18 protein-coding genes are annotated in these 23,456 nt (G+C 31.4%); 14 read left to right on the top strand and 4 right to left on the bottom strand.

Going from position 1 to position 23,456, the window contains the following annotated elements; genetic code table 11:
* The 14 genes from V1468_RS07860 (at position 1) to V1468_RS07795 (ending at position 21,122) form a co-directional block, all read left to right on the top strand.
* Positions 1–1,386 carry a TolC family protein gene (locus tag V1468_RS07860; protein ID WP_331809690.1) on the top strand — a complete coding sequence of 462 codons (1,386 nt, stop codon included), beginning with the start codon at positions 1–3 and terminating at the stop codon, positions 1,384–1,386.
* A gap of 8 nt (positions 1,387–1,394) precedes the next feature.
* On the top strand, positions 1,395–2,489 hold the full coding sequence (locus V1468_RS07855) for an efflux RND transporter periplasmic adaptor subunit (RefSeq protein WP_331809689.1): 1,095 nt from the start codon (positions 1,395–1,397) through the stop codon (positions 2,487–2,489).
* 6 nt (positions 2,490–2,495) lie between these two features.
* On the top strand, positions 2,496–5,627 hold the full coding sequence (locus V1468_RS07850; RefSeq protein WP_331809688.1) for an efflux RND transporter permease subunit: 3,132 nt from the start codon (positions 2,496–2,498) through the stop codon (positions 5,625–5,627).
* 32 nt (positions 5,628–5,659) lie between these two features.
* Positions 5,660–6,175: a hypothetical protein gene (locus tag V1468_RS07845; protein ID WP_331809687.1), complete on the top strand. Its 516-nt coding sequence runs from the start codon at positions 5,660–5,662 to the stop codon at positions 6,173–6,175.
* A gap of 112 nt (positions 6,176–6,287) precedes the next feature.
* A complete protein-coding gene (locus tag V1468_RS07840; protein ID WP_331809686.1) occupies positions 6,288–7,364 on the top strand; it encodes an adenylate/guanylate cyclase domain-containing protein in 1,077 nt (358 codons plus the stop codon).
* Between the two features lie 163 nt (positions 7,365–7,527).
* Positions 7,528–8,049, top strand: coding sequence for a porin family protein (locus V1468_RS07835; protein ID WP_331810010.1), 522 nt, complete (start codon positions 7,528–7,530; stop codon positions 8,047–8,049).
* 21 nt (positions 8,050–8,070) lie between these two features.
* Complete coding sequence (locus tag V1468_RS07830; protein ID WP_331809685.1) at positions 8,071–11,046, top strand: AsmA family protein; 2,976 nt, start codon at positions 8,071–8,073, stop codon at positions 11,044–11,046.
* Positions 11,047–11,136: 90 nt separating this feature from the next.
* Positions 11,137–11,973: an RteC domain-containing protein gene (locus V1468_RS07825; protein WP_331809684.1), complete on the top strand. Its 837-nt coding sequence runs from the start codon at positions 11,137–11,139 to the stop codon at positions 11,971–11,973.
* A 306-nt stretch (positions 11,974–12,279) separates the two neighbouring features.
* Positions 12,280–12,558, top strand: a complete 279-nt coding sequence (locus V1468_RS07820; RefSeq protein ID WP_331809683.1) for a helix-turn-helix domain-containing protein — start codon at positions 12,280–12,282, stop codon at positions 12,556–12,558.
* 101 nt (positions 12,559–12,659) lie between these two features.
* Positions 12,660–13,196: a lysophospholipid acyltransferase family protein gene (locus tag V1468_RS07815; protein ID WP_331809682.1), complete on the top strand. Its 537-nt coding sequence runs from the start codon at positions 12,660–12,662 to the stop codon at positions 13,194–13,196.
* A 78-nt stretch (positions 13,197–13,274) separates the two neighbouring features.
* Positions 13,275–13,937 (top strand): P-loop NTPase family protein, encoded by a 663-nt coding sequence (locus tag V1468_RS07810; protein WP_331809681.1) that lies wholly within the window; start codon positions 13,275–13,277, stop codon positions 13,935–13,937.
* Positions 13,938–14,263: 326 nt separating this feature from the next.
* Positions 14,264–15,259, top strand: coding sequence for a type IV toxin-antitoxin system AbiEi family antitoxin (locus tag V1468_RS07805; RefSeq protein WP_331809680.1), 996 nt, complete (start codon positions 14,264–14,266; stop codon positions 15,257–15,259).
* On the top strand, positions 15,234–16,079 hold the full coding sequence (locus V1468_RS07800) for a nucleotidyl transferase AbiEii/AbiGii toxin family protein (RefSeq protein ID WP_331809679.1): 846 nt from the start codon (positions 15,234–15,236) through the stop codon (positions 16,077–16,079). The genes V1468_RS07805 and V1468_RS07800 overlap by 26 nt, the downstream gene beginning before the upstream one ends.
* Entirely contained in the window at positions 16,080–21,122 is a 5,043-nt protein-coding gene (locus tag V1468_RS07795) for an ATP-binding protein (protein ID WP_331809678.1), read from the top strand.
* A 552-nt stretch (positions 21,123–21,674) separates the two neighbouring features.
* Here the strand turns inward: V1468_RS07795 and V1468_RS07790 are convergent.
* Genes V1468_RS07790 through V1468_RS07775 form a run of 4 tightly spaced genes read right to left on the bottom strand, consistent with a single transcriptional unit; the run spans position 21,675 to position 23,253 of the window.
* Positions 21,675–21,875 carry a hypothetical protein gene (locus V1468_RS07790; protein WP_331809677.1) on the bottom strand — a complete coding sequence of 67 codons (201 nt, stop codon included), beginning with the start codon at positions 21,873–21,875 and terminating at the stop codon, positions 21,675–21,677.
* On the bottom strand, positions 21,853–22,023 hold the full coding sequence (locus V1468_RS07785) for a hypothetical protein (protein ID WP_331809676.1): 171 nt from the start codon (positions 22,021–22,023) through the stop codon (positions 21,853–21,855). The genes V1468_RS07790 and V1468_RS07785 overlap by 23 nt, the downstream gene beginning before the upstream one ends.
* Positions 22,024–22,072: 49 nt before the next feature.
* Positions 22,073–22,495, bottom strand: coding sequence for a DUF5675 family protein (locus V1468_RS07780; protein WP_331809675.1), 423 nt, complete (start codon positions 22,493–22,495; stop codon positions 22,073–22,075).
* Between the two features lie 2 nt (positions 22,496–22,497).
* Positions 22,498–23,253 carry a hypothetical protein gene (locus tag V1468_RS07775; protein ID WP_331809674.1) on the bottom strand — a complete coding sequence of 252 codons (756 nt, stop codon included), beginning with the start codon at positions 23,251–23,253 and terminating at the stop codon, positions 22,498–22,500.
* Between the last annotated feature and the right edge of the window lie 203 nt (positions 23,254–23,456).

Genomic DNA, 23,456 nt, shown 5'->3' with positions numbered 1-23,456 from the left:
ATGATGATAAAAGTAAAAAAAACAACAGCCTATACGTTCCTAGTTATTTTAGGTTTTTTAGTAAACGTTTTATATGCGCAAGAAAATAATAGCAATAAACTTTTTAAGGAAGAACTGACTTTAAAGAGTGCTATTGACTATGCACTTAATAATAAAGCAGAAGCCATTAAAGCAAAGCTAGATGTTGAAAACGCAGAGTATGAAATACAAGAAGTAAGAGCTAATCTGCTACCTCAACTTTCTGGTACAGGTGGCCTTACTTATAATCCGTTATTACAAAAAAGTGCACTTCCTGGCGAAATTTTAGGGCAACCAGGTACTACAATTTTTGCGGAATTTGGTCAAAAATGGAATGGTTCAATTGGAGCCCAATTAACTCAAAACTTATTTAATCAATCAATTTTTACAGGGTTAAAAGCAGCGAAATCATCTAGAGAATTTTACAGAATAAATCAGCAGCTTACCAATGATGAGGTTATTGAAAAAGTAGCAACAAACTACTATCAGGTTTATATAGAACAGGCAAAACTCAATGTTATAGACAGCAGCTTTCAAAATACCCAAAAAGTTCGTCAGGTGCTTCAAGGTAAATATGAAAATGGGTTGGCAAAAAAAATTGATATAGACAGGTTAGATGTAGAGCTGTCAAATATTCAAACAAAGAAGCAAGAAGCATTAAATGCACTAACGCTGCAGAAGAATACATTAAAATTTTTGATGGGCTATCCTATTCATTATGAAATACAACTTCCGGAACCAAATTTTCAAATCACTAAAATGATAAGTGAAAATGAAGAGATTGATGTTGAAAATATTAATGAATATAAACTTTTAACAACGCAGGAAGCTTTGTTGAATTATCAAAAAAATGCCATTCAGGCAGAGTATTACCCTTCGTTATCTTTTAGTGCAAATTATAATTATCAGGGTTTGGGTAATGATTTTCCAATTTTTGGAGGTAGTGGTAGTGATGCCAATTGGTTCGAAGTGGCTTCAGTAGGTTTAAACTTAAAAATTCCGATTTTCAATGGGTTTTTAACTAGGTCAAAAGTCAGACAGGCAAACATAGATATTGAAGCTGTAAAAACGGATATTAAAGATACGCAGTTGGCTATTGAATTAAACTTTAGAAATGCTATTAACGAAATTCGAGTAAGCCTAATCAACATCCAAAACCAAGAATCAAATGTGGCATTATCAAGAAGCGTTTTAGAAGATGTTTCTAATAACTATTACAATGGTTTGGCGACACTTACAGATTTATTAGATGCGCAAAACTCTTTTATTGAATCTAAAAACAATTTAAATCAATCGCAACTCAACTATAAAATAGCTGAATTACAATTATTAAAAGCTAAAGGGGAACTTAATACATTATTAAATTAAAAAAAAAGATGAAAAAACTTTCTAGAAATCTAGTTATTATAATTATAACGCTTGCTGCTCTAGCAATCATAGTTTTTGTTTTAAATAAAAACAAATCAAAAAACGAAGAAGAAACAGCAATAGTAGCACAACAGAATGAGTTTGTTAACGTAGAGGTAGATACTGTAAAATATGCTGTAATAAACACTGCCCATAAGAGCAATGGTGTTTTTGCCCCATTACAGGAGTTGCAAATGTCTGCAGAACAATCGGGAAGAGTACTAAAGGTTTTTGTAAAAGAAGGCGACAGAGTATCTATTGGTCAACCATTAGCATTGGTAAAGGCAGACCAAATTTCAGTAGACCTTGAAAAAGCAAAAGCAGCTTATCAAAATGCTAAAACCAATTATAACAGATACAGCGAAGCCTTTAAATCAGGAGGTGTTACAAAGCAAGATGTCGATAAAGCAAAACTAGACTTGAGTAATGCTGAAGCAGCATTAAACCAATCTAAAATCTCTTATGGAGACGCTACCATTAAAGCACCTATTAATGGTATAATAAATTTAAAAACTGTAGAACCAGGAACAGTGGTAAGTCCAGGGACTAGTCTTTTTGAAATAGTAAACATTTCTAGCTTAAAATTTAAAACATCGATTAGCGAAAATAGAATAGCTACCATTAAACAAGGAGATACCATAAATATTAAGGTAAGTGCAATACCAGATAAAACCTTTAAAGGCATAGTGAGTTTTATTGCCCCAAAGGCAGACGAAGCCTTAAGCTTTCCAGTAGAATTAGAAGTAACAAATACTGTAAATACAATGCTTAAAGCAGGTATGTATGGTTCGGTAAATTTTGAAACATCATCAAGTAAAAAATTAAGTATAAACAGAAAAGCATTTGTTGGTAGCATGAGTAGTCAACAAGTTTTTGTTTTAAAACCAGATAACACTGTTGTATTAACAAAAGTAGTAACAGGGATATCAACTGAAAATTCCGTAGAAATAGTTAATGGTTTAAGTAAAGGCGATATAGTAGTAACCAATGGTCAGATAAATTTAGATGATGGAACCAAAGTTAAGGTTATGAACAGAGCAAATAGTAACAATCAATCTAAATAATATCACGTGAAAATAGCAGAAATTTCAATAAAGCGTCCAAGTATAGTCATTGTTTTATTCACGGTACTAATTTTAGGTGGATTGTTTAGTTACAACCAATTAGGCTATGAGCTTATTCCTAAATTTAGTATAAATGTAGTATCAATTACAACGACTTATCCAGGGGCATCACCTAGCGAAGTAGAAAATACAGTTACCCGAGAAATTGAAGACGCAGTATCTTCAATGGAAAATATTAAAAAATTAGAAGCCCAGTCTTTTGAAAGCTTGTCTGTAGTAACGGTTACATTAAATAATGATGCCGATGTAAACTATGCTCTAAATGATGCACAGAGAAAAATTAATGCAATTTTAAAAGATTTGCCTGAAGATATTGATCCACCATCTTTAAATAAATTCTCGTTAAGTGATTTGCCTATTATTTCTATTGGTGCAACATCGTCAATGAATAATGTTGAGTTTTTTGATGTGATGGACAAAAAGATACAGCCCATTTTATCAAGAATTAATGGAGTAGCACAAGTAAACCTAATAGGTGGTCAAGAACGAGAGATTAAAATTGATTTAAATCCCAATCTTTTACATGCATATAGTTTATCAATCCCACAGGTGCAACAAGCTATTATGGCAAATAATCTTGACTTTCCAACAGGAAATATAGAGACGAGAGAAAAAACAATGATTGTAAGGCTATCAGGTAAGTTTAAAACAATTAGTGAATTAAGAAACCTAGTGGTAGCTTCACCCGAAGGTTCACAAATTAGATTGTCTGACGTAGCTGATGTACAAGACTCACAAAAAGAAGTCGAAAAAATTTCTAGAATTAATCAAAACAATGCGATCCTTATTCAGGTAATTAAGCAGTCAGATGCCAATGCGGTTGCGGTGAGTGAAGCTATAAAAAAAGAAGTAGTCAGCCTTGAAAGTGATTATGCTAATATAGATTTAAAACTAAATATTGTTGATGATTCTACCGAGTTTACACTTGCAGCAGCAGATTCTGTAATACATGACTTGTTGCTAGCGGTTGTTTTAGTGGCTTTTGTTATGCTATTCTTTTTACATAGCATTAGGAATTCAATTATTGTAATGATATCCATTCCAGCATCATTAATAGCAACATTTATCGGGATTTATTTATTAGGATATACGCTTAATTTAATGAGTTTATTAGGGCTCTCATTGGTTGTAGGTATTTTGGTTGATGATGCTATTGTAGTATTAGAAAATATTTACCGCCATATGGAAATGGGTAAAAATAAAGTGAGAGCTTCTTATGATGCATCCAAAGAAATTGGTTTTACTGTAACAGCAATTACACTAGTAATTGTGGTTGTATTTTTGCCTATTGCTTTAAGTAGTGGGCTTGTCACTGATATTATTGCAGAGTTTTGTGTAACAGTTATTATTGCAACATTATTTTCACTGTTATCTTCCTTTACCATTGTACCTTGGTTGTCTTCAAGATATGGAAAGTTAGAACATATCACAGAAAAAAATATGTTTGGTAAAATCATCTTGGGATTTGAAAAAGGTCTAGATAAGTTTACAGATTATGTAACCTTAATTTTAAAATGGTCTTTAAAACACAAAGTACGAACATTGGCAGTTGTTTTGCTCATGTTTATAGCTTCAATAGCGTTAATTCCAACAGGGTACATTGGTACAGCATTTTTCCCAAAAACAGATAGAGGACAATTTTTGGTGCAATTAGAACTGCCTAAAGATGCTACAATAGAAAAAACAAATTTTGTTACCCAAAAAGTTGAAGCATTTTTAAGCCAGCAAAATGAAGTGAAAAGCATTGTAACAACCGTAGGCCAAAGTAGTGATGGCGTTGGTACAAGTCAAGCTACATCTTATAAATCAGAAATAACAGTTACTTTAATTGATAAAAGCAAAAGAAGCGATAATTCTTATGTCTATGCTGCTAAAATAAAAAGAAAGATACAGGAGTTAACTACCGGTGTGAAAATTAAAACCGTGCCTGTTGGTCTTATGGGTTCTGCAGAAAATGCCCCATTGGCTTTAGTAGTCACAGGTAATACTTTAGATAGTGCGATGGTCTTTGCTAATAAAGCTGCAGATAAACTTAAAAATATTCCTGGAGCAACAGGTATAAAGTTATCTGTTGAAACTGGAAATCCAGAAGTTTTAGTAGAGGTAGATAGAGATAAAATGGCAGCTCTCGGTTTGTCATTACAAAACGTTGGATCATCTATGCAAATAGCGTTATCTGGTAATAATGATACCAAATATAGAGATGGTAGTTATGAATACGATATCAATATAGCTTATGCAGATAATGGAAAATCAAACATTGATGATGTTAGGGATATTACATTTTTAAATGACAACGGAGAAAAAATAAAACTATACCAATTTGCAAATGTTAATGAGAGCTCGGGCCCAAGTGTGTTAGAGCGTAGAGACAAAAGTGCATCGGTAACAGTTCAAGGTCAAACTGTAGGTAGACCAACAGGAACAATTGCAGCCGAATGGGAACAACAATTTTCTAAAATAGAAAAACCTCAAAGTGTCAATTATGTTTGGGGTGGAGATATGGAAAATCAAAGTGAAGGTTTTGGTAGTCTAGGAGTAGCTTTAATCGCAGCAATTCTGCTAGTATATTTAGTAATGGTAGCACTTTACGATAGTTTTATAGATCCTTTTATAGTGCTTTTTTCAATACCGCTATCTTTCATTGGAGCATTATTAATATTGGCTTTAACAAATAATGCACTAAACGTTTTTACAATTCTTGGTATTATAATGCTTATAGGTCTTGTAAGTAAAAATGCTATTCTTTTGGTAGATTTTGCTAAACATAGAGAAACAGAGGGTATAGATACTTATAACGCACTTATTCAAGCAAATCATGCGCGTCTTCGACCTATTTTAATGACCACAATAGCAATGGTTATTGGTATGGTTCCAATAGCATTGGCTTCAGGTGCTGCAGCCGAACTAAATAATGGTTTAGCTTGGGTTATTATTGGTGGGTTATTGAGTTCTCTTTTTCTAACCTTAATAGTAGTGCCTATTGTATATGCTATTTTTAGAAGTTTAGAAAAAAAGTGGTCAAATAAAAAAGGAACAAATAAAACTATAGACGAATTAATGCTTGAAGATTTTTAATAGAAATATGTTTTAAGTAAAAATGTAAAGTAATGGAAAACGAGGAAGAGTCTTTTAAAGGGGTAGTAAATACAAGTAGTGGTAGCAATTTATCTCATGACAAGATTTATAAAATCTTTACTACGAATATGATTTGTTTTGATATATATAAAAGAAAAATAGTATATAAAAATAAACCCATCTCACCGTTTAAGCTATATGCTTTAATTTCCAGTGAAGTTGAAGTTAATTTTATGGTACTCGCAACGGTTAAAGCGTTTCCTGTTAATTATAAACCGGTACCACCAATAAAAATCAAACCCAAAGGTAATTGGCTTGAAAATATTTGGTTAGAATACAAAAAAAGATATTGTTTATATCAAAATGAAATTAATTCAAATTTTGAAACGCTATCAGAACTCTTGTTGATGCAAAAATATATAGAGTATATGTCTTTCTCTCTAATTGAAAAGAAAATGCAAAGCACAAATAATGTAGAAGCAACAGGATGGTTATACCATCCTGTTAAAGATCAAATTAGGGACATGAAACTTTCAAAATATATTTAGAGATAAAAAGCATTCTTTTGGCGTTCATATTATGTTCTAACTAACTTAATGTGTTTATACAAAAAATAGGTCTTCGGTGCTCTAAACTTTTTAATGTAATAGCTAACATAAAGTGAAACTAAAAAACCAATACAGGCTTACAGATTTTTTAATAACTTTTATTATCTGGATCTGTTCACTAACACTTCTAGCTTTTTTTAAGTTCCAAGATATAGATGAAGTGTACATTGCTAAAATCTATGAATATAAAGGGTTAACCAAATACAATATCTTTTTGGTTTGTTTAGCGTTAGGTGTTTCTTTTGGGATTCTTTTTGGTGTCTTAAATAGTTTTGTTTATCCAAAATTAATAAAACAAGCTTCTTTTCTTAAAAGCTTTCTTTTTAGGGTTTTTGGATTTTTATTAGTTTTCATAGTGTCTTATGTGATGGTGGTATTAGGTTATAGTAATTATGTTTTTGGTGAATTAAACTTTTCAGGAGAGGTAGTCAATTCTAGTGTAAAGTCACTTTTTATAAGTGCTGTTATAATAAACTCATTTTCAGATTTTATGTTGCTGGTAAGGAAAAATATTGGTCCTAGTTATTTTAATTATTTGATAGTAGGTAGGTATATAAGACCCAAAGAAGAAGAGCGTATTTTCATGTTTTTAGATTTAAAATCTTCCACAACAATAGCAGAAAAAATAGGACATGTAAAATATAGTTTAATGCTTCAAGAATGTTTTAAGGTTTTATCTTCTATTCTTTTAGATTATGATGCTGAAATATATCAATTTGTTGGGGATGAAGCTGTGATTACTTGGAGGTGTAGAGATAATTTTAATAATGAAAAATGTATTATGTTATTTTATCATTTTATTAATAGTCTAAAAGAAAAAGAAAATCATTTCGAATTAAACTATGGGTGTGTGCCTAAATTTAAGGCTTCACTTCATACTGGTAAAGTAACAATGGCAATGGTGGGAGATATTAAAACCGAGATTGTTTTTCACGGAGATGTGCTTAATACGGCAGCTAGAATTCAGTCTTTATGTAATGTATATAATTGTTCATTGCTTTTGTCTTCATCGTTTCATGCTGAACTTTCATCTTCCGATAAATTTATTACTGAAAAAATTCAAAATATAAATTTACCAGGCAAATCAATGAAACAAACAATATATAAGGTGGCATTAATAAATTCTTGAGAATAGAGTTTTTTTGATTTGGTATAAAAAACAGACCGTTTTGTATAATTAAAGGTAGAATGTAAGTGTATATCAATAGCTTTACTAAAATTAAAAAAATGACTTTTATGAAAAAACAAATCCTATTTTTAAGTGTATTGTTTTCTTTGGCTGCATATAATACATCTTTCGCGCAATTTCATTTAGGAGCAAAAGCAGGGCAAATCTTACAAAAATTGACTCTCAAAGTTATGATAATAGTTTTGAGCTTGGTTTTCAGGTAGGTGGTTTTGCCTATTATGATTTTTCAGATTTTATAGGTATTCAGGCAGAAGTGCTTTTCAATCAAACAAACACTAAAGTAACAGACGAATTTTCAGATGTATTTGGTGACGCTTTCGATAAAGATAAAACGCTAAACTACATTAGTGTGCCTTTACTTTTAAGATTAAATTCAGGAGGTTTGATAACAATAAATGCAGGGCCTCAATTTAGTTTTCTTGCAGATGGTAATGAAACGGTTTTAGCAAATGGAAAAAAGCTTTTTAAAGACACAGATTTTTCTGCGGTAGCAGGATTAGAATTAAATTTGCATCCTGTCATAATATCTGCTCGTTACGTATGGGGCTTTTCAGATATCAGTGATGTTGGTGAAGAGGCAAATAGCCACCAAATACAGTTGGGTGTAGGTCTGCGTTTGTTTTAATAATTTTAGTTGATTTTTTTTATGAGGGTAAATAGAATTACCAAGAGAATTGGGTTATTCCTTATTTCTTTTGTCATTGTTGTATTGATGATAATAGCAATTTTGCTAAATTTTATATTTACACCGCAAAAGATTACCCCAAAAATAGTCGAAATTCTAAATGAAAATATCAACGGAAGTGTAGAAATAGAAAGTGTAGAATTAACATTCTTTTCTAGCTTTCCAAGATTTGGTTTAAAAGTAAAAGAAGGCTCAATTTTCCCTAATTCCCTTTTTAATAGCAAAGACACTTTAGCAAATTTTTCAGAAGCTAGGGTGTCTTTTAATTTGTATCAGTATTTAAAAAATGATAATATTGATATTTATGAAATAACCTTAAAAGAACCTAATATTAATATCCAGATGGATAGTTTAGGAAATTACAATTTTGATATTCTAAAAACGTCAGCAATCAATGAGGAAGATACAGACACAGTATCTTCACTTAACATCAATAATATTAACCTACGAAAATTTAATATTGAAAAAGCTCATGTTTTATATCAAGATGGTATCTCAAAGGTAAACTATGAAGCAGAAGGTTTCAATACAACTATAAAGGCGCGTAAAAACAACAATGAACTATACTTAAATATCAATTCCACTAATGAGTTGGTTTCATTGTATAAAGTTCCAGAAAAACGCTTCAAAATTCGTAACATAGGTGTAAATAGCGAGGTTACTTTCAACAAAGTAGATACGCTTTTGACCATTTCAAAAAGTGATTTGTCAATTAATGATATTCATTTTGCAACAGCAGGAACTATAAAACCCGAACCTGAAAAAAAACAAGTAATTGTAAATTTAGCAGCGACACTCAAAAGCAATACATTAAAAAATTTCATCGAGCTTATCCCATCTACAATTCTCAATAAAAAAAGTATAGAAACTCAAGGAGGTGTTAGCTTAACTGTAAATACAAATGGAATTTATGGTAATGGCAAATACCCAAAAATTAGTTCAGTACTTACAATAAATAAAGGAGCATTAAAGTATAAAGAGTTTCCGGGAACCATTGACAACCTTGATGTAGAACTTCAGGGAGATTTTTTTATGGACAATTCGCAACCCTCTAATGTAGAAGTTAAAACGTTAAACATTCAGGGAACAGGATTACAGTTAAATGCAAATGGAAAAGGAAACAACATTCTTCATCCCAATGCGGTGTTTAGTATGGCATTAAACACCGATATTGATTTTACAAAGTTATACCAAAATTTCCCCATCGATAAAGAGATTACTTCTCAAGGAAACATTTTAGCAGACCTTAAAACAAGTTTTAATCTAAAAGAACTTAAAGCTCAAGATTACAACAATGTAAATGTAGAAGGCAAAGTAGTTGTAAATGATCTAAATATTAGTGCACCTACCAAAGGCGCGTATATAAAATCAAAAAATCTTACGGCCATTTTCAATAAAAACCAAGATGATGCTCACCCATTATCAGGAAGTTTACAACTCGAAAAAACTGAAATGGAGATTAAGGAAGCGTTAGAGTTTTCATCAGAAAAACTAAATGCACTTATTAATTTTGAAAAAAAATCAAAAAATGAAACCGTTTTAAATGTAAATGCCTCAATAAACGATTTAAGTTATAAAACAAAAAAAGACACAACATTCCTACTGGTAAGAAAAGCCAAGGTCGATCTAGGGTTAACACCTGAAAAAGACAGAAGTTTAAGTGCCATTTCATCAAGTTTCACTATCGATAGTGTTGCTGTCGGTCAAGGCAAATATTGGGTAGGTATTCAACAAGGAAATTATAGTTTTATACTAAATCAAAACCCGAATAAAAAATGGGATGTTAATGGAAATGTTGGGTTTAATAATCTATATGCTTCTTTTCCAGAATCACATTTACCTATACAGATGCCAGCCACCAAATTATCTTTAAATAATGATAATGTGACGTTGAATAATGCTGTAGTAAATTATGGAGAATCTAATGCTACAATTACAGGAGCTGTAAAAAATCTTGAAGGGTTTAAAAATGGCAAAACGGTATCAGCTAATTTAAAATTGTCATCAACCAATATTAATGCCAACGAGCTAATGGGAATGTTTTCTGGTATTAATGTTGAGACCGAAAAGGAAGAAAAAATAAACACAAACGATTCTGTTTATTCACAAAAACAAGCCTTTAAAATTCCTAAAAATCTTCAATTCAGTTTCATTACAGATATTGACAATATAGAATTTGCAGGATTACATCTAGAAGATGTTCACGGAGGTTTAGAATTAATGAATGGCCACTTACAGCTTAAAAAGCTTCAACTAAAAACATTAGCAGCAAATGTAGAAGGAAATATAGATTATGAAGCAAAAAGCAACCAACAAGCTAACCTAGATTTTAATCTACATTTAAGACAGGTGAAAATGAATGAAATTCAAAATCTTATGCCTGTTTTAGATACGCTGTTTCCCATAACAAAATCTTTTGTAGGAAAAGCAGATTTTAGCATAAAGGCTTCATCACAACTAGACAAACATCTTAATTTCAATTTAAAAACATTTAAAGGAGTAGCTGCATTAAAAGCCAGAAATATAATGGTATTAGATGGTCCTGCTTTTAGAGATTTAGCCAAGACATTTATGTTTAAAAACAAAAAAGAAGTTACCCCAATAGAGAGTCTTGATTTAGAAATGGAATTTGAAGGTGATAAGCTCATCATTTATCCAGCACTTCTAGAAATAGACCGTTATAAACTAGCTGTTGGAGGTGAACAATATTTAAATTTAAGTTATAAGTACCATATCTCTGTATTAAAATCACCAGTTCCCTTTAAAACGGGTGTAGATATAAGTGGAAAAGATTTTGACGATTATGATATAGACTTAACAACAGCAAAGTATAAGTATTACTTTACAGATAAAGAACGTCTGTTAAAAAAAGCAGATTCTACAATAATCAAAAAAAAGCAATTCATCCGTTCCGAATTAAATTTACTTGAAAATTAAAAAGATAAAACCCTACAGTTATATTTTCTTAAAGTTTAGAAAGTTTTTGATTGGTATTCAAATTAAAAATTGAGGGTTTGGCCTATAAAAATGAAATATCAATTAAAAATTAATAAGTTAAATGACCAATTAAACTTTATACATCTAGAAATTGATGATGCTATAGAGATTTGTGAAAAAGCTATAAAAATAATCTTAACCTCTGTCGAGGAATTAAAAAAAGATATTTCCAAGAGGAAGTTTAAATCCCAAGAAGAAGAAATTCGTTTTTTTCGAGAGATAAGACCTCAATTTACTTCAAAGCTAATCTATTACAACAAAATTTATAAAATTGAAACCAAAAAGCCACGAGGAGGTCGCAGAATTGTAAGAAAGTATTATAGAAACGAACTGCAAAAATTAAAACAGTTTTTTGACTACGAATTAGAATTCTATAAATACTATAGAACAGGCAGTACATATCTAGATTATAAATACTTTGTGAGAGGTGATTTCGATATAAAGTTAAGTTTAGACTCGTTATATTTCGAATCAGACTTACAGTTTGCTACACTTCACAGTTATAAAGTAGCAAAAATTATGGCTCACGATTTATTAGAAGTTTATATAGAAGATAAACTGATTGAAACTAATAATAATTTAAGTCAAAAACCATCACAACACCAACCCAACATCAACCTAACATGGACAGGCTCAAAAGTAGCCTTAACAGAGCTTCTTTATGCCATACATTCAGAAGGAGTTTTTAATAACGGTGCTGTAGATTTAAAAACCATCGCAGAATTTTTAGAAAGTGTATTCAATATCAATTTAGGTCAGTACAGACGTACGTTTCTAGAAATCAGAATCAGAAAATCTGAAAGAACAAAGTTTATAGATTCTCTCAAGAATAACCTCTTAAAAAGAATGGATGATGCCGATTACTAAAAATCGTTCACAACACAGTCCCCGTTGTGAATAAAGCTTACCAATTCACTTCATATTTGCCAAACGAAAGTCAAATCACTGTAAAACTCTCACTATCATATTGAGCACAGCGAAATATCTGTGAGAGTTTTTTTGTCATCCTGAATTGTCACGTTGAGCGCAGTCGAAACGTTGTTCCAGGATCTAATTAAAAATCATTAATAGCTGCTGCCGAGAATGAGAGTTCGAGGCGGTAGTTATTCTTTAAAAATCATTAACATCCTTTTATCCCCCTTTGGGGGATTATAAGGGGCTTAAAACTTTACTATGGCAGCAACAATTATCACTACCGAAGATCTTCGTGAGTTCAAAGAAGAATTACTGGAAGACATCAAAGAAATCATCAATCACCAATCGGGCTTTGCACCCAAAAAGTGGCTCAAATCACCAGAGGTTCGTGACCTGTTAAGCATCTCACCAGGAACATTACAAAATCTTCGTATTAATGGCACACTACCCTACACCAAAGTTGGTGGTGTTATCTATTACGACTACGAAGAAATTCTAAAAGTAATGGAAGAAAATCGCATTCATAATAAGTTTTGACACCTGTGTCATACTGAACTTGTTTCAGTATCTCATCAAAATTAATAGCAACGTCACTTCGAGTGATTTTGTATCACAATATTGTATCGAGAAGTCAACTTATGCAAGAAATAAACTATATCAAACATCTCAACGCAGTTTTCAACCAATTTTCTAAAGATAGCCGATTAAACCCAACCCACATAAGCCTATACATAGCCTTATTTCAGTTATGGAATTTAAATCGATTTTTGGAAGAGTTTTATATAAACCGTGATGAGGTTATGCAACTGTCTAAAATAGGTTCAAAATCTACCTACCACAGATGCATCAAGGAATTAAACCATTGGAAATATATCGTGTATTTCCCATCTCACAATCCGTATCGTGGCAGTAAAATTAAGATGTTCAAATTTGGGACAAGTACTGGACAAGTAGTAGGACACAACAATACTCAAATCGAGACAAGTACTGGACAAGCACTGGTACCTATATATAAACATATACAAACTATAGAAAACATAAACAGTAATAAACAGAAAAATTTAAAAAAAATAGATTTTAACGATTCTGAAAATGATTTAAAACAAAATAGCAGTGTCCCAAATTCGGACAACCTTAAGACTACTAAAAACAAAAACTACAATGAACCTCTTTGACACATTGTGTCATCCTGAACTTGTTTCAGGATCTCATCGTCATTACGAACAAAGTGAAGCAATCTCATAAATACAAGTATGAACACAAATCAACCTCACATAATCATCGAAAAAGGAGTACAATACAAACTTGGCGAGTTAAAAGACAATTGTATTCAATATGATTTCAAAAGCACACTTATCTATCTAGATGCAAAAGGAAAACTATTATTCGGCAAAAACTTCAAGATTTATGAAGAAGATGAGGTTGTCCTTTACAAGCTGTGTATTTATTTCATTCGCGATTTTGAAGCCTGTTCAAAATTAAATATCGACCCTAACAAAGGTGTTTTGTTATCTGGTCCAGTAGGTTGTGGCAAAACCAGTTTAATGAAATTATTAAAGCACATCGTACCACACCAAAAATCTTACGAACTAATTCCAGCAAGAAACATCACATTTGCTTTCAATAACATTGGCTACAAAACCATTCAAGAATACGGCAACAGCAATTTCTATTGTTTTGATGATTTAGGCGTAGAAACAACTGGAAGGCATTTTGGAAAGGACTGTAATGTGATGGGCGAAATCCTCTTATCTCGCTACGATTTGTTTCTTCAGCGAAAAATTAGAACTCATGCAACTACAAACTTAAACGCCCAGGAATTGGAAGAACGATATGGAAACAGAGTTCGTTCCAGAATGCGCCAACTATTCAATTTAATAGCATTTGATAAGGAAAGTGTTGATAAGAGAAAATAACGCACAACACCGACACAACACCGATAATTTCCCATTAATACACCAAGGCAAATATTACCTTCGTTTTCAAAATAAGGGCAAAAAATCTTAAAAATTACCCTCGTTAATAATATTTTATTTGCAATCAACAACACAATTTGTAGTAAATCGCAAATTAAACTTTGGCAAAAAACTCAAAATTTGCCAAAACTTAATTACCAAAAGCAAACTATTATTTTCTTACTACCCTACTTATTCTCAAATACTTTTTATATATTTGTTCACGTTTTACGTTTGTTCACGAATAATGAACGTTTAAAATTAATGAACAGAAAAGGTTGGCAATAATGAATGAAATAGATATTTTAAATAAAGCAATTCATAATTTAGAAAAAGATATTCCAATAACTTGGAACTGGAAAAATATGGATTACAATAATGATATTGGTATCGATGGAGAATTAGATTTAATAATAAACAATCAAAATATTTTAATGGTTGTTGAAGTTAAGAAAGACGTTAAAAACCATCAGTTATTTAATATTATTGAATACAATAATAGGTTTGAAAACTTTTTACTAGTGGCGGAAAGGTTATATCCAAAAGTAAAGAAAGAATTGCGAGAAAATCAAGTAAATTATCTTGAGGGTAACGGTAATGTGTACATTAATAAAGCAGATATTTTCCTTTATGTCGATACTAATAAAACTGTCAAAAATCAAAAAGAAAAAGGAAATCGAGCTTTTACAAAAACAGGATTAAAAGTAGTATTTCACTTTTTATTGAATCCTCTACTTATAAACCAAACGCAACGAGAAATTGCTGATATTACCAATGTTGCGTTAGGTAATATTCCGTTGATTATAAATGGATTGTTGGAAAACAACTTCATCTTAAAACTAAATAAAAATGAATATGTGATTAACAATTATCAAGAGCTGTTAAACAAATGGATAACAGAATTTGAACAAACATTAAAACCCACAATATTCAAGCAACGTTTTAGATTTCAAAATGAAAATCAAGACTGGAGAGCATTACAATTAAACACTGAAAAAACGGTTTGGGGAGGTGAACCTGCTGGAGATATTATGACCAACCATCTACGTCCGGAAAATTTCACTTTGTACACCAACGAAACCACAAGAGATTTAATGATGAATTATAGATTATTACCAGATGATGAGGGTAATATTTGGGTATATGATAAGTTTTGGACAATGGACTTTAATAATATAGCACCAGCAGAATTGGTCTATACCGATTTGATTATTAATGATGATAAAAGAAGCAAAGAAACAGCTAAATTAATTTTTGATGAGTATATCCAACCAAACATATAAACAGCTTTCAATTCCCTATTTTAAAGAAGTTTTTGACTGTATTGATAAAGTAATGATAAAACTAAACGTGCCTTATTATCTTATTGGTGCAAGTGCTATAGCTTTAGAGCTTTTAAAGAAAGGAATAAAACCAAGTAGAGGTACAAAAGATATAGATTTTGCAATAATGATAGCTTCCCTACAAGAGTTTGAAACAATTGTAGAAGAATTGAGTAGCTATGGTTTTAACAAAGTAGAAGCACCTTGGACACTGTACAACGATATATTTAATGTTGCTATAGATTTGTTGCCTTTTGGAGAAATCGAAGAAAATTTTACAATCAATTTCAATGAACGTTATACCGATTTACACGTTTTAGGTTTCAGTGAGGTGTTGCAAAATCCTGAAACAGTACACATAGAAGAAAAGTCAGTACAAATTCCGTCCTTACCAGGAATGGTCATTTTAAAACTAATTGCCTGGAGCGACAGACCTGAAGAACGCGATAGTGATTTATACGATATTTTAAGAATCATCGAATATTATTTTGACTTGAATTTTGATGAAATAGTAGAACATCACAATGACACTTTTCCCGATGACGATGATTTAGATCAACTTAAAATAGCCGCAAGAGTTTTGGGGAGAAAAGCAAGTCAGTTTTTAAATGTATCTGAAGCAATTAGAAACAGAATTTTAAACACATTAAACGATAATGTATCAGATGCCAAAAATTCAGCAATTGCAAAACAATGGGTAAGTAAAAAAGAATGGGATTTAGAATATGCTGTTCAAATTTTGGAAGAGTTTAAACTTGGAATAATAGAAAAAGTAAATTAAATGGCTGGAGAAGCAAGTGTATTTCAAACAGGTGGAGGCGGTTTTGACTATGAAAACTATGTGCAATCATCATTTTTATTACAAATGATGATTAATGGTGTTATTCCTTCATTTCCTAATGGTAAAATTATTGAAATTGGATTTCAAAATAAAAATAAAGGATATCAAACAGATGATTTGTTCTTTAAGATTGAAGAAAATAACATTTCCAAAAGAGTAATTTCTCAAATAAAGTATAATATTCCTATTTCGTCAAAGAATGAAGTTTTTTTAGAAGTAATAAAAGCTTTTTGGGATGATTTTAATAATACCAGTCATTTTGATAAACAAAATGATAAAATGTTCCTTATAAAATCTAGCCTAACTAATAATGATAAAAATCATATAGCTTATTTATGCCAAATAGCTTATAAACAGAGTAATTCAGAAGATTTCTTCTCTGAAGTTAATAGAGTGAAAATAAAGAAAGCTGCTCTTGATATCTTTGAAGAAAGTCTAACACTAGCTAAAGGAGAAACTATTACTGAAGAAGAGTTATTCCAGTTTTTAAAATGCTTTCATTTATTGGCTTATGATTTTACTGCTGAAGCCAGTACAGATGAAACCTATACGCTTAATCTTATTCAATTATCAAAGTCTAAAGATGTAGTAACTACCCCTAAAGAAATTTGGAGTGTGATTCTTAACGAAGTTGCTACATATAATCGAAATGGAGGTAGTATTTCAAATGATGATTTAAAGAATTTTGAACCGTATAAGTATTTTGATTTATCTATATCTTATGACGCCTATTCTTCATTTAAAAAAATACACCAAGATGGAGAACTACTTTTAAAGCCATTCAAAAACACCATAAAAGACTTTCATATAGATAGGGCAACCATTAAAAAGTCAATAATACAATCTTTAAATCAATCAGATATTTCAATTATTACAGGTTATCCTGGTGTAGGCAAATCTTCGATTGTAAAAGACATTTTAAGAGGAGAGTTATCTGATACAGTCCCTATAATTTTTAAGGCAGACCAACTTAATAAGACTTCTTTAGCTCAAGTATTCAGTGAAGTTGGAATAAACCATAGTTTAATCGATTTATTTAGTTTAATATCAACACTTCCAAATAAAATTATTGTAATTGATAGTGCAGAAAAATTATTGGAAGCACAACCCGATTCTGCTTTTAAACAATTATTATCAATTATTTCTGAAAATAAGGGTATAAAACTTTTAATGACCTGTAGGTCTTATGCGGTTAATGTGATTAAGCAAAAGTTCGGTATTGACTCTGAAAAGATAAATGTTGTTGATATACCTCTTTTAAATGATGATGAAATAGAGCTAATAAGAAATGAATTTCCTCAACTAAACCATTTACTTTCGAACAGCAAAATAAATGAAGTCTTAAGAAGTCCTAAATATCTTGATTTTACAGTATCTGCAATAAAAGAAAGCGAAAACATATCGAGTGATATTAGTTATTCAGAGTTTAAAGAGATATTGTGGAATGAAGTAATAGAAAATTCAACTGTATCAAAAAACGGTCTTCCAAGAAAAAGAGGAATCACTTTTATGCACATAGCTGTAGGAAGAGCAATTAATATGAGATTGTTTTTTGAACCTGAAGATGACAAAATAGATTATGAAGCGGTAGAGCTTTTGGAAAGTGATAATATAATAGTTAGAAATAGTAATAAATTTCAGTTTTCACCTTCTCACGATATTTTAGAAGATTGGGCATTAATAAGGTATATAACCTCAACTGAAAATAAACTTTCTAATAAAGCGGAATTATTTAATCAACTTGGTAACCAACCAGCTTTACGAAGAGCTTTTAGATTATGGATTGAAGAATTACTTACAAATGATATTGATACAGTAGCAAACTTAATTTCTTTGACATTAAAAGACGACTCAATTCCTACATACTGGACAGATGAAATACTTACAGCTGTTTTTAGGTCGGATGATTGTAGCTCTTTTTTCAAACATTTCTCTTCTAAATTATTGGAAAACAATTGTATGTTTCTTAATAGGTGCATTCTGCTTATAAGAACTACTTGTAGGGAGTATAGTTTTAACAAAGAAAACTCTAAAGATATTTTATTTCCTGTAGGTTCTTGTTGGGAAGAAATGTTATGCTTTTTATCTTCAAATATTTCAGAAATAGAAAGTATAAGGAAGTCTATTTCAAATTTTTTACTGGACTGGGAATATAAATTTCTTTTCCAATTTAAGCTTTGTTCTATTAAAGAGATAGAAGCAGCAAATATATTGGTTTTTCATTATGTAAAAGAAATGTACTATGGAAGTGACCATTGGGGCTATTCATCAAAAAATGACTATCAAAAGACAAGCTTTGTATATATGCTTTTTGGTTTTGCACCTTATTGTAAAGATGAATTAAAGAAATTCATTGAAGAATGTAGTTCCAATACAGATGAGTATGGCAGATTAAATGGATTCAGTGAATTAGTCATTAAAAAAGCTTTTGGAGGTGTTAGGAATGGTTCATTAATTAAAGAGCTGCCTGATACATTAATCCAAATAGCAAATAAGCATTGGAAACGTATACCACCTGAAAGTCTACCTAAAAGAGAAGGACCTTTTGGATTTTCTTTTCCCGAACGTAAAGAAAGAGAAGATGCCTGGGGTATAACAAAGACTAGATTCGATTTTTTTCCGTCTGGGATTTATAAAACTTTTGTTTATAATTTACTGCAATATCATCCCATTAAGGCAATAGTTTTTATATGTGATTTTACTAATTATATAACATCTTCATACAAAGACTCTGAATTTAGTATTAAGGATGAGTTAAAGGAAATTAAAATCATATTGAATGATGGCAATGAAAATACGATTTATGGGAATGAATATCTATGGAACGCGTACAGGGGTACAACAGTAACCCATTATTTACTTGAATCCATTTTAATTAGCCTTGAAAAATATTTATTAGAAATTGCTCGATTTGAAGTTCCTGACAACAAATTATTAAAAACAATAACCAATTATTTATTAGAAAATTCAAATTCGGCTACAATAATTAGTGTTTTAACCAGTGTATTTATAGCTTATTCAAAAGCATTAGGTGATACCATTTTACCAATTTTAAGAGTTAGAGAGTTTTATGAGTGGGATACACATAGAGCAACAAGAGAACATTCCGCCACAGCAATATATGATCAAAGAATTTCTTATGCCCAAAAAGAAAAAGGTGAATTTAATAGACTTCCACACAGAACAAGATATCAACGTGGTCTTCGAGAATTTTTACTTCATTATCAAATAAACAACGGTTTACTTAACAAAGAATTGCAAACAATATTTGATGGGTTTTATGAAAATTGTGGGAATGATATTTTTTGGGAAAAGGCCATTACTGAAATGGATGTGAGAAAATACAAGGCATCTATTGTTGATAAAGAAAAAGGGGTTTTTCAGTTAGAGGTTAATTATCCACAACCAATTTACAATGCAGTTGAAGCTTTTACAAAAGAAAATGAGAATGATAATCTTTCTTTACACTATTCTCATTCATTAAGACAGGTAAAAGAAAAAAAATCTGAAATGTCATTTGATGAATGGGAGACTATTTTCAAACACTTTTCTTCAGATGAAATTGAGAATACAATGTGGGATTCACCTGTAACATTATCTGTTTTGGGCTTAAATTTATTTTATGAAAAATTAAGTAAAGTTCAAAAAAAGTATTGTATTGAAACTATTATTGATGCACTGGAACAAATAATAAAAGAAACGAACGATAGAGGTAGTTTTAGTAGCTTGTATGGGTATAATATATTGGAAAAACAATTAACAATTGAATCTATTCATTTATTATATAAATTTAGTGAAGGTGTTGTTGATGAGAAAGACCTTGATGTACTTGTTACATACTTACTCATTAGTCATTTGGCAGACCACGAAATAAGAGATTTTCAAAAATATTTCAGAAATACTTTTAGCAAGGAGTTACCAGAAAAAGCCCGAAAACTAGTTGTTGTACTAATAAGATATGCGAAATTCTATAGTGAAAATAGGGTAAATCATTATCGTAGCCAGCAAGAAACAAAAGAATACAGAGAAAAGGAATTTGAATTTATTAAAAGCATATTAATAGAAAGTGATTTACCTGAAACTTCTTCTTTGTCTTTCGAATCATATGAGCCACATTTTTTAAACAATTCTTTACTTCTTATAACTTCAAATGTGAATATTGAATTCTTTCAAAATTATATTCTGAAAATATGTGAATTAATTTTAGAAGACTTAAAGGTAGAAGATGATTTGTCATATTCTCGTTCAAAAAAATCAAGAAAAACAAATCATACAATTCTTGTTGACTTACGTTTTTATTTTAATGAAGTACTTCTACTTAATGATATAAATTTTAGCAAATTATTAATAGATAAATTATGCTATCCTGTTCTAAATAATGAATTTAAGAATTCGTATAGTATTAAAGATTTGTATGAGCTTATAACAGGTGTTTTTAATACAGCTGTTACAAGGTTTGATGATTTAATTAATGAAGATAATGATGTAGAAAGTTACAGAAATCATTTTTGGGAATTATGGAAATATCTTTTCAATAAAGTTAAAGAATCAAGTAAGTCTTATTTTGTGAAAGAACTTTTGTTAGATGTTAATGAAAGATTTTGGTCAATAAAATCAAATAATTGGAAAGGGTTTGTCAATTATAAAACCCAGTATAAAGAGTTTGTAGATTACTTTAAAACCCAATCTTTGCCACATATAATTTCAGTTTTTTCCACTTTTGGAGAAAAAAAATTTCTTCCATCAGGAATTAATTTAATAGTGGAAAATTTAAAAGAGGATGATAGCACTTACAAGAGTTTAGACTCGTCAAATGCAGTTAAATTGATTCAAGTACTTTTTAATAACCATATACAAGAAATTAAAGAAAGTCAAAGTTTGATAGAAGACTTTGTTTACATTTTAAATAAGATGATTGATTTAGGATATTGCGAAGCTTATTTAATAAGAGAGTGTGTAATTACTTATAAAAAAACAGCTTAATTCCCCACAAACCAAAACCCAGTTTGTTACAAAAAGCAAAAATTCTCTGTCTTTTGGTTTGTTCCGCTTCCCCTGCTCATGTAGTGTTTAAATTGCCAACGCTTATGCAGCACATTACAGCTTGCTTACTCGTACCTCGTTCACAACTGTAAAGAGCTACACTTTGCCAAAAGCTATTAATTTAAACACTACCCAAAGCTATGTTTACATAACGGGTAGTTATAATAGCAGCCGCTACACCCACGTATCGCCAAAGCTGTAGTTATAACGCCATTATGTAAAATATCCGACATTCCCCACGCTCAATTTAGAACTAGCATTGAAATTTAGAACACACAAGATTGCCACTTTTCCCCGCCACCCATTTCAACGGTGTAGGTTACAGCAATTATTAATGTTTGCCAAGTGTCTGTGGTAGGATGCATTACATTCGCTCAACCCCTTATAAGGGAATCGCTCTTTTCATTTACCCACCTCAACACCGCATATAAAAAAAGAGCATTTTTTAGAAAATGCCCTTTATTTATCTTTCCAACCGCTTAACATCAATAATTACTTCCACCTACGACACTTTGCCCCGAGAAAAGTGATAAACTTTTTAAGTAGTAGGGAAACAAAGAAACTTACGATTGCACCAACAACAGCCAAAATAATAGTGGTAATCAAATCTTCAACACCAATATTAACGATTGATGAAAAGAATGTACCACCAATGATAGCAGATTTGGTGTTATAATCCATCGTCATTCTCATCAGTTTCAGTGTTTTCTTCATCAGTAACTACTGCTTGACTTACTGCGGTGGCCACAGTTCCGGCAACGGTCATATAAGTGGCGATGGTAACTACAATAGCAGGCATTGAGATTGGAGCTGCAATGATAGCACCACCTGCAGTAGCCAAAGCAATTCCGATATTACGTAAAGTCTTGAAAAATTTGGGAGTCGGTTTTTTATAACGTTCTACAATGTTCATAATTCTGTGATTTAATAGTTAATAAAATAGTTTCTTTTCGGTCTTTAGCTTGATACACCAAAGACAACAGTTTTTGCATAGCATCCCTTGAGTAAACACCTCTACCAATCCCACTCAAATATGTTACTGGGGCAATACACCCTTGAAGCTCTTTTAAAGCATCATTCGCAGGATGAAAGAGAATAAAGCTTCTACCTTTTACAGCCTTCAAAATCAAATGGTGCTTAAACCGTTTTGAAAAACGTGGTTCAACTTCATAAGTACCTTCAGGAATGCAGGAAATATTTCGTTTGTTTTTGTCCCAGGGCAATTCGATTGTGTGACAAAGAAATTTACCAGAATTAAAGAGAGCACCATTGGTGCCCTCTTCAAAATAGGCTCTATGTAGCACTAATTCCATACTTACGGCGTATCTACAATAACAATTGCTAAAGCGTTGTAAGCACCATTCTTAAGCTCGTACATTTGTCCGTTTACCTCTTGGTAAAACTCAACACCAAGCACCTGAACAACAGGCAAGGTTGAGTTAGCGGTTAATGAAGCTGTCAAGGCAATGGCGGCAGTATCAGCAGCAGTGTAAGGAAGAATGGCAGTCTCATCATTTTCAAATGTTGAGGTTTCATTTTCAAAATCCAATTCAGAAGCACCCATTACCACCTTAAAATGAGTTGTTCCTGTTGGAGCTGCAATTCTTACCGTTGGAGAAAACGCATCAAGGTTAACCGTTCCATCACCAGAAACACGGTCAAATGCATTCGTAAACGGAGCAAAAAGCGTAGTGCCTAACTTCCCATTCAAATTGAATTCAAAGCTATTTAACAAGCTTAAATCACCATCTTGCAAGGTTCTTAAACCTCTTTCATTGTTTGTGTCTGTTTTGGTAACCGCAACCAAAGTTTTAGTTAAACGAGATACTACACGTTTGTCCTTTGCATTTTGCAAAAGAATACGAATCGCATTTCGTAAGAGCTTACCACCTTTACCAGCGCGTCCAAATTCAGACCCATTTTCACGCGTTCTCTGAAACGCAGGATCGTTCGCAATACGATTGCCATCCACACCGCCTTTTTCACGTGCTAAATGTCCGTCAGCTGTTTTGTAAAAGGAAATACCACCGATAGTTCCTTTAAGTTTAATAATTCCAGTTTGTTTTGCCATAATAATTCGTTTTTTGATTAATGAAACCAAATCACGTAATTTTATAGCACGTTGTTAAAAATCCAATTCCGTTTTCGGTCATCCATTCCGATATAACCAAAAACGTCATTAAAATATTGAAAACCCTATCGGGATTTTCAACATTTTAACAACGCATCACCATCACCATAATCATAAAACAATAAAGTATGGATGATGTACGG

Source organism: Winogradskyella poriferorum (assembly GCF_036553625.1).
Lineage (GTDB): Bacteria > Bacteroidota > Bacteroidia > Flavobacteriales > Flavobacteriaceae > Winogradskyella > Winogradskyella poriferorum.
The sequence above is the reverse complement of the archived record's forward strand: the minus strand, read 5'-3'. Positions and strand labels throughout refer to the sequence as shown.